Origin of the sequence: Amycolatopsis sp. SID8362 (genome assembly GCF_010550475.1) — a bacterium.
GTDB lineage: Bacteria > Actinomycetota > Actinomycetes > Mycobacteriales > Pseudonocardiaceae > Amycolatopsis > Amycolatopsis eburnea.
Genome location: NZ_JAAGNB010000627.1, coordinates 1 through 7,661, shown reverse-complemented (window position 1 = coordinate 7,661; position 7,661 = coordinate 1). Strand labels below are relative to the sequence as shown.

8 protein-coding genes are annotated in these 7,661 nt (G+C 70.9%); 3 read left to right on the top strand and 5 right to left on the bottom strand.

Features of this window, described 5'->3' with window-relative positions; all coding sequences use genetic code 11:
• Positions 1-233, top strand: a 233-nt coding sequence (locus tag G3I65_RS19595) for a hypothetical protein (RefSeq protein ID WP_160697397.1), incomplete at its 5' end; no start/stop codon positions are given.
• Between the two features lie 245 nt (positions 234-478).
• On the opposite strand, the gene G3I65_RS19590 is transcribed toward G3I65_RS19595, so the two are convergent.
• Complete coding sequence (locus G3I65_RS19590; RefSeq protein ID WP_160697396.1) at positions 479-964, bottom strand: nuclear transport factor 2 family protein; 486 nt, start codon at positions 962-964, stop codon at positions 479-481.
• Positions 961-1,569, bottom strand: coding sequence for a TetR/AcrR family transcriptional regulator (locus G3I65_RS19585; protein WP_160697395.1), 609 nt, complete (start codon positions 1,567-1,569; stop codon positions 961-963). The genes G3I65_RS19590 and G3I65_RS19585 overlap by 4 nt, the downstream gene beginning before the upstream one ends.
• Before the next feature lie 67 nt (positions 1,570-1,636).
• Between G3I65_RS19585 and lhgO the strand changes: the two genes are divergently transcribed.
• Positions 1,637-2,824: an L-2-hydroxyglutarate oxidase gene (gene lhgO, locus G3I65_RS19580; protein WP_160697394.1), complete on the top strand. Its 1,188-nt coding sequence runs from the start codon at positions 1,637-1,639 to the stop codon at positions 2,822-2,824.
• On the opposite strand, the gene G3I65_RS19575 is transcribed toward lhgO, so the two are convergent.
• Both G3I65_RS19575 and serS read right to left on the bottom strand, forming a co-directional pair.
• Entirely contained in the window at positions 2,821-3,819 is a 999-nt protein-coding gene (locus G3I65_RS19575; protein WP_239071304.1) for a DUF3558 family protein, read from the bottom strand. The two genes, lhgO and G3I65_RS19575, sit on opposite strands and share 4 nt — an antisense overlap.
• A gap of 70 nt (positions 3,820-3,889) precedes the next feature.
• The gene (gene serS, locus G3I65_RS19570; RefSeq protein ID WP_160697392.1) at positions 3,890-5,152 is read right to left on the bottom strand and encodes a serine--tRNA ligase; all 1,263 of its coding nucleotides are present in this window, start codon (positions 5,150-5,152) and stop codon (positions 3,890-3,892) included.
• Between the two features lie 120 nt (positions 5,153-5,272).
• Here serS and G3I65_RS19565 point away from each other — a divergent pair, with 120 nt between their 5' ends.
• Positions 5,273-6,565: an aspartate aminotransferase family protein gene (locus tag G3I65_RS19565; protein WP_160697391.1), complete on the top strand. Its 1,293-nt coding sequence runs from the start codon at positions 5,273-5,275 to the stop codon at positions 6,563-6,565.
• On the opposite strand, the gene G3I65_RS19560 is transcribed toward G3I65_RS19565, so the two are convergent.
• Positions 6,533-7,453 (bottom strand): SDR family NAD(P)-dependent oxidoreductase, encoded by a 921-nt coding sequence (locus G3I65_RS19560; protein WP_160697390.1) that lies wholly within the window; start codon positions 7,451-7,453, stop codon positions 6,533-6,535. The two genes, G3I65_RS19565 and G3I65_RS19560, sit on opposite strands and share 33 nt — an antisense overlap.
• Positions 7,454-7,661 lie beyond the last annotated feature (208 nt).

Genomic DNA, 7,661 nt, shown 5'->3' with positions numbered 1-7,661 from the left:
TGGCGTTCGCGCTGGAGGGCTTGGCCGGCGTCGCCCAGCCGGAACCGGCGGCGCTCCTGCTCGGCGCGGCCGCGGGGGTCCGCGGGACGGCGATCCCGGGTGATCCGGACGCCGGCGCGGTGCGGGCCCGGGTGCGGGAGTCCCTGGGCGCGGACGGTTTTGAGCGGGCGTACGCGACGGGGGCGGGGATGAGTGCGCAGAAGGCGCTGACCGCGGCCGGCCTGGCGGGCTGACCCGGAGTCTTGCATGAGTCATTCAGGACCTCCGAAGACAGAGTCCCGGCAAAGTCGCGCCGGCGAGCGGGTGACCGGCCGCAGGCCGGCCGTGTGGTCTGCCCGGCGTCGCAGGGATGTTGTGAAAGGGTCATTCATGTCGTCTGGTGAGGTGAATGACTCTTTCATGACATCGCGGATGGGCGGATCGGCCGTGCTGCCCGACTTTGCCGGGGCCCTGACCTCCGAAGACCTGAATCACTCGTTCAGGACCGGCGCGGGCTGGTGAGCGGGACCGCGTGCCGGTCCCCCGAGCGCACCATCGCCAGCAGGGGTTTCACCAGCACACCCAGCAGCCGCGCCACCGCCGGGCGGCCGTTGTGGCGGGCGATGTCCGGGCCGAAGCGGTCCATCAGCGCCACGAGCCCCGGCAGCGTCCGGACGAACAGCGTCGCTTCCGCGATCCGGCCGTCGCCGTCCAGCCGCAGGAGCGCGGCTTCTTCGATCTCCTCGCCGCCGATCCGGGCGGTGTGGACCACCACGCGGGTCCGGTCGTCGCCGACGTCGGTGTGGAAGCGGATGTCCGTCAGGTGCGCGTACGCCACCTCGATCAGCGCCCGCAGTTCCGCGTGCCCGGTGAAGCGGACCCGGGACGTCAGCGGCGAGTGCAGCACCGCGTCCGGGGCGAACGCCGTCATCGCCAGGTCGACGTCGCCGGTTTCGGCCGCGCGCCGGTAGGTCTCCGTGCTCATCGTGCCCCCTCGGTCAGCGCGGCGAGCCCGCGCCACAGCAGATCGGCTGTCAGCGCCACGACCTCGTCGCGCGGGACCTCGCGGTGGCGCCACCACCAGGTCGCGATCGCGTTGAGCGCGCTCTTGCACGCCTCCGCCAGCACCTCGTCGGCCAGCGGACGCGGGATGCGGGCCGTGAGGTCCAGCGGCACCCCGTGGAACAGCCCGGCCAGGTTCGCCGTCGCCCTGGCCTGGCCCTGCCGGTGGACCGAGGCCACCGCCGGGTCCGCGGGCGTCTCGGCGAAGATCATCCGCCAGCCGCGCTCGTGGGATTCGATCCACGCGAAGATCGCCGACACCCGGCCGCGCAGCAGCACCTCCGGGTCGTCCGACGCCGGCAGCTCGCCCCATCCGGCCAGCAATCCGTCCACTTCGGACTCCAGCAGCGCGGCGTACAGCTCCGCCTTCGCCGGGAAGTGGTCGTAGAGCACCGGCGTGCTGATCCCGGCGGCCGCCGCGACCTCGCGCATCCCGGCCGCGTCGTAGCCCGCGGACGCGAACACCTCCCCGGCCGCGGCGAGGATCCGGGCCCGCCGCGCCTCTCGGGTCAATCGCTTACCTGACATTGGTTAGGTACCGTACCTGACAATCGTTAGGTAACGCCAGCGCAGGGTGCGCGTAGCCTGGTCGATCGTGCGCAACGTGGTGGTCGTCGGGGGCGGGATCGTCGGTCTGGCCGTGGCTTGGGAGCTGACCAAACGGGGGCTGGACGTCACCGTGCTGGAGAAGGAGTCCCGGTGGGCGGCCCACCAGACCGGGCACAACTCGAACGTCGTGCACGCCGGGCTCTACTACAAACCCGGCTCGTTCAAGGCGCGGATGTCCGTCGCCGGCAACCGGTCCATCGTGGACTTCGCGCGCCAGTACGGCGTGCCGGTCGAGGTGTGCGGGAAGCTCGTCGTCGCCACCGACGAGAAAGAGATCCCCGCGCTGAACACGCTCGCCGAGCGGGCCGAGGCCAACGGCGTCCCGGCCAAGAAGATCTCGCCCGCGGAAGCCCGCGAGTACGAGCCCGAAGTCGCCTGCGTCGCCGCGCTGCGGGTCGAGTCGACCGGGATCATCGACTTCCCCGCCGTCTGCCACGCGCTCGTCCGGCTGCTCGACGAAGCCGGCGTCGACCTGCGGCTGGACAGTCCCGCGCTGGCCATCCGGGCCGGCGCGAACGGCGGGGTCGAGGTCGCCACCGGCAGCGACGTCGTCGTCGCGGACGCCCTCGTCAACTGCGCCGGCCTGCACTCCGACCGCGTCGCGCGAATGGCCGGGATCACGCCGTCGGCGAAGATCGTGCCGTTCCGCGGCGAGTACTACGAGCTCAAGCCGGAGCGCCGCGGCCTGGTCAGGGGCCTGATCTACCCGGTGCCGGACCCGACGCTGCCGTTCCTCGGCGTGCACCTCACGCGGATGCTCGACGGCAGCGTGCACGCCGGCCCGAACGCCGTGCTCGCGCTGCGCCGCGAGGGCTACCGCTGGGGCGACTTCTCCGCGAAGGACGTCGCCGAGGTCGCGGCCTTCCCCGGTGTCTGGCGGCTCGCGAAGAAGTACGCGTTCCCGACCGGGCTCGACGAGGTCCGCCGCTCCTTCTCGAAGAAGCGCTTCGCCGCCAGCCTCGCCCGGCTCGTCCCGGCGGTCACCGAGGACGACATCGTCCGCCACGGCTCCGGCGTCCGCGCCCAGGCCATGCGCCGCGACGGCTCGCTCGTCGACGACTTCCTCATCGAGACCGCGCGCGACCAGGTGCACGTCCTGAACGCGCCGTCACCGGCCGCGACGAGCGCGCTGGAGATCGCGCGCCACATCGCCGACCAGGTGTCGAAGGACTAACCCGGCAGGTTCGGCGTCACCAGCGGCAGGCCCTGCTTGACGATGTCGCAGGTCTTGCTGTCGTCCCCGATGAACCCGCTGACCACCTGGATCGACGACGTCTCGGTGACCGCCAGCGTCGCGCCGCAGGTCGCCCGCAGGCCGCCCATGTTCGGGTACAGGCCCCACTTCTTGCCGCCGACGTCAATGGTCTCGGTCGGTTTGACGCCCTTCGCGCCGGGCCAGTCCGCCACCGGCGTGCTGGGGCCGAACCAGACCTCGAAGGCCTTCTGGCCCTCGTCGCCGTCGGTGTCGTCCCAGAGGCAGTAGGTCGAGTTCGGGATCACGGTCGAGTTGGTCTTCTCACCATTGGGCGAGATGTTCTTCAGCTGCGCCACCTGGTCGGGCTTGAGCGTCGCGCACGGGTCGGCCGACAGCAGCGGGCCGCCCGGCTCCGGCTTCGCCGACGTCCGCGGCGTGATCGGCGGCGCGTCCTGGCCGCCGGGCAGGTGCGCCGCGACCTGCGGGATCACCTGCTTCACCAGCTCGCACGACTTCTCGAGGTTGCTCGTCGAGACGCCGACGAAGGCGAACGACTTGTCGCCGAGCGAGGTGTAGAGCGTGCAGTCGTCGGGGAGGATCGAGCCGTACTGCGTCCAGCTGAACCCGCCGATCTCCTGCGGCGAGGACTTCGGGACGGCGCCGGCGATGTACTCGTTGAAGTCCATGTCTGCCGCGAGACCGACGCTGAGCACGGCCGACAGGTCGTCCTCGTCCTTCAGGCTCCAGAAGCACGTCGGCGGCTGGAGGCGGTCCTTGTTCTCCGCCACCGAATTGCCCGGCTGCTGGTAGCCGAGGGCGTCGACCTGGGATTCGTCGAGCAGCTTGCAGGCGTCGACGGCCTTGACCACCGGGCCCTGGCCGGGCACCGGCGACGCCGAACCGCCGACGGCCACCGTGCACCCGGCGGTCACCACGGTCACCGCGGCCAGCGCCACCGCCACCTGCCACTTCATGCGCATTGATCCTCCCGTTCGGCCCGGACCTTACTGGGACGAACGGAGCAGCACCGGGGATCCACCCAATTCAGCGGGGCGTGAGGACGTCCTTGCCGCCGACGAACGGGCGCAGCGCCTCCGGCACGCGGACCGAGCCGTCCGCCTGCTGGTGGTTCTCGACGATCGCGACGATCCACCGGGTGGTGGCCAGCGTGCCGTTGAGCGTCGCGGCGATCTGCGGCTTGCCGTTCTCGTCGCGGTAGCGGACCGACAGCCGGCGGGCCTGGAACGTCGTGCAGTTCGACGTCGAGGTCAGCTCGCGGTAGGTGTCCTGGGTCGGGATCCACGCCTCGCAGTCGAACTTGCGGTGCGCGGACGTGCCGAGGTCGCCGGTCGCGGTGTCGATCACCCGGTAGGGCACCTCGATCTTCGCGAGCATCTGCTCTTCCCAGCCGAGCAGCCGCTCGTGCTCCGCCTCGGCGTCGGCCGGCTTGGCGTAGACGAACATCTCGACCTTGTCGAACTGGTGCACGCGGATGATGCCGCGGGTGTCCTTGCCGTACGAGCCTGCCTCGCGGCGGTAGCAGGACGACCAGCCGGCGTAGCGGTTCGGGCCGTCGTTCAGGTCGAGGATCTCGTCGGCGTGGAAGCCCGCGAGCGGCACCTCCGACGTGCCGACGAGGTAGAGGTCGTCGTCCTCGAGGTGGTAGATCTCGCTCGAGTGCTGCCCGAGGAAACCGGTGCCGGCCATGATCTCCGGGCGGACCAGCGACGGCGTGATCATCGGCGTGAAGCCGTTCTCGAGCGCCTGCGCGATGGCCATGTTGAGCAGGCCGAGCTGCAGCTGCGCGCCGACGCCGGTGAGGAAGTAGAACCGCGAGCCCGACACCTTCGCGCCGCGTTCCATGTCGACGCCGCCGAGCGCTTCGAGCAGCTCGAGGTGGTCCTTCGGGGCGAAGTCGAACTTCGTCGGCTCGCCGACGTGCTTGAGCACGGTGAAGTCGTCCTCGCCGCCGATCGGCGCGTCCGGGTGCACCAGGTTCGGGACGGTGCGGAACAGCTGGTCGAACTCCTCCGACGACGTGTTCTGCTCCGCCTCGGCCGCCTTGACCTGCGCGGCGAGCTCCTTGGCTGTCGCCAGCAGCTGCTGCTTCTCCGCCGGCGGCGCCTTCGGGATCTGCTTGCCCAGGAGCTTCTGCTCGTTGCGCAGCTTGTCCGCGGCCGCGATGGAAGACCGGCGCCGGGTGTCGAGGGAGAGCAGCTTGTCGACCACTCCCTCGTCTTCACCACGAGCGCGCTGCGACGCGCGCACGGCTTCCGGGTCTTCGCGCAGAGTCCTGGGGTCAATCACGAAGACAGAGGGTAGTCCGTACAGACTGTGCGGCCCTACTGGGTTATCCCGACAGTCTGATCGTTGAAGCGCTGTTCACGGCCTCCCCATACTCCAAGAAACCCCGGAGGAGGCGCCCCGATGACCGACGAGCTGCTCGCCCGGCACCGCGCAGTCATGCCGTCCTGGATGTCCCTGCTCTACGAAGAGCCGATCGAGATCGTGCACGCGCACGACCGGCGCATGACGGACTCGCAGGGCCGCACCTACCTCGACTTCTTCGCCGGGGTGCTGACCAACTCGATGGGCTACGACGTCGCCGAGATCGGCGACGCGGTCCGCAAGCAGCTCGACACCGGCATCCTGCACACCTCGACGCTTTACCTGATCCGCTCGCAGGTCGAGCTGGCCGAGCGGATCGCGAAGCTGTCGAACATCCCGGACGCGAAGGTGTTCTTCACCAACTCCGGCAGCGAGGCCAACGACACGGCGCTGATGCTCGCGACGCAGTTCCGGCGCAGCAACCAGGTGCTGGCGATGCGGAACTCCTACCACGGCCGGTCCTTCGGGACGGTCGCGATCACCGGCAACCGCGGCTGGTCGGCGTCCGCGCTGAGCCCGGTCAAGGTCAACTACGTCCACGGCGGGTACCGCTACCGGAGCCCGTTCCGCGACCTTTCCGACGCCGACTACATCAAGGCGTGCGTCGCGGACCTGGTGGACGTGCTGGACACGGCGACCGCGGGCGACGTGGCCTGCCTGATCGCCGAGCCCATCCAGGGCGTCGGCGGGTTCAGCCTCCCGCCGGACGGCCTGTTCCGGGCGATGAAGGAGGTCCTGGACTCCTACGGGGTGCTGTTCGTTTCGGACGAGGTCCAGACCGGCTGGGGCCGCACGGGCGAGCACTTCTGGGGCATCGACGCGCACGGCGTGACCCCGGACATGATGACGTTCGCGAAGGGGCTGGGGAACGGCCTCGCGGTCGGCGGCGTCGTGGCCCGCGGCGACGTGCTCGACTGCTTCCAGGCCCAGTCGTTCTCGACGTTCGGCGGCAACCCCGTTTCGATGGCCGGGGCGACGGCGGTGCTCGACTACATCAAGGACCACGACCTGCAGGCGAACTGCGCCGCCCGCGGGTCGCAGCTGATCTCCGGGCTGCGCGCCTCGGACAGCCCGATCGTGGCCGAGGTGCGGGGCAAGGGCCTGATGATCGGCGTCGAGCTGATCAAGCCGGGCACGACCGAGCCGAACGTGCCGGCGGCGGCCCGGATGCTGGAGGAGACCAAGAAGCGCGGCCTGCTGATCGGCAAGGGCGGCCTGCACGGCAACGTGCTGCGGCTGGGCCCGCCGATGACGTTGACCGCCGAGGAAGCCCAGGAAGGCCTGGACATCCTCCTCGACTCACTGGCGGCCACCCACGCGGCGCTCGCCTAGCAGCTCGGCGGTCGCCTCCCACAGCCGGCGCTCACGACCACGGTCGTGGGCGACCGGCTCGACCTCCGTCAGCTTGTCCTTAAGCACGAACGCGCCGTCGCGCAGGTGCGCCCACTTCTCGTCGACGGCCAGCGCGGCCAGCAGCGGTCCCGAGCGTCGCGGCGTCGAGACGCCGGGGATCCGGGCGAGGGCGCGGCTCATCGCCTGGAACGCCGCGGGGGCGCCGCGGCCCAGCGCCGTGCCGGGCATCCAGCCCGGCTCGAACACGGACACGTGGACGTCCGTGTGCCGCTGCAGCTCGTGGGCGTAGTACAGGATCGCCAGCTTGGCGTTGGAGTAGGCGACGCCGGAGGCTGCCATGCTCGGCTCGCCGGTGCCCGGGCGGGCCAGCTCGACGGGGTCCGCCCAGTCGGCCTCGGCCACGTGCAGGAGCTTGCGCCAGAAGTTGGCGTGGTAGGTGTTCGAGCCGATCAGCACGACCCGCGCCGGGGTGGTGAACGAGCCGAGCAGATCGCCGATCAGCTGGGCGTGGGCGAGGTAGTTGACGGCGAACGTCAGCTCGTAGCCGTCGGCCGACGCCTGCCGGGTGTCGGCCGACATCACGCCGGCGTTGGCGATCAGCGCGCGCAGCGGACGCAGGGTCGTGAGCAGCTCGCGCGCGGTGGCCGCGGCTTTTCGGACGTCTTCCAGGCTCGCCAGGTCGCAGCCGATCTCGCGGACGCGGGCACCGAGCGCCCGGGCTTCGTCGGCGACGGCGGTCAGGTCGGGCCCGGCGCGTCCGACGAGCAGAAGATCAGGCTTTTCGGGACGGCCGGCGAGGGCCAGCACGGTGTGGCGGCCCAGGTTGCGGGTCGGGCCGGTGATGAGGACGGTTCCGGGTTCGGTCATAGCTCCAGCCTGCGACGACGGGCGGGCCGTACCCAGTCGTCCGGTTTTCGTAGGACTGCCGGGGCCAGGACAACCGGCGGGGCCCGGCGGAGAATGGACGGCGTGGAAGCGTGGGAGTTCGGCCGGACGGTCCGCCGCTGGCGCGATCGCGTGGCGCCCGAGGCCGTCGGCGTCCCGGCAGGCCGTCGGCGGCGGGCCAGCGGGTTGC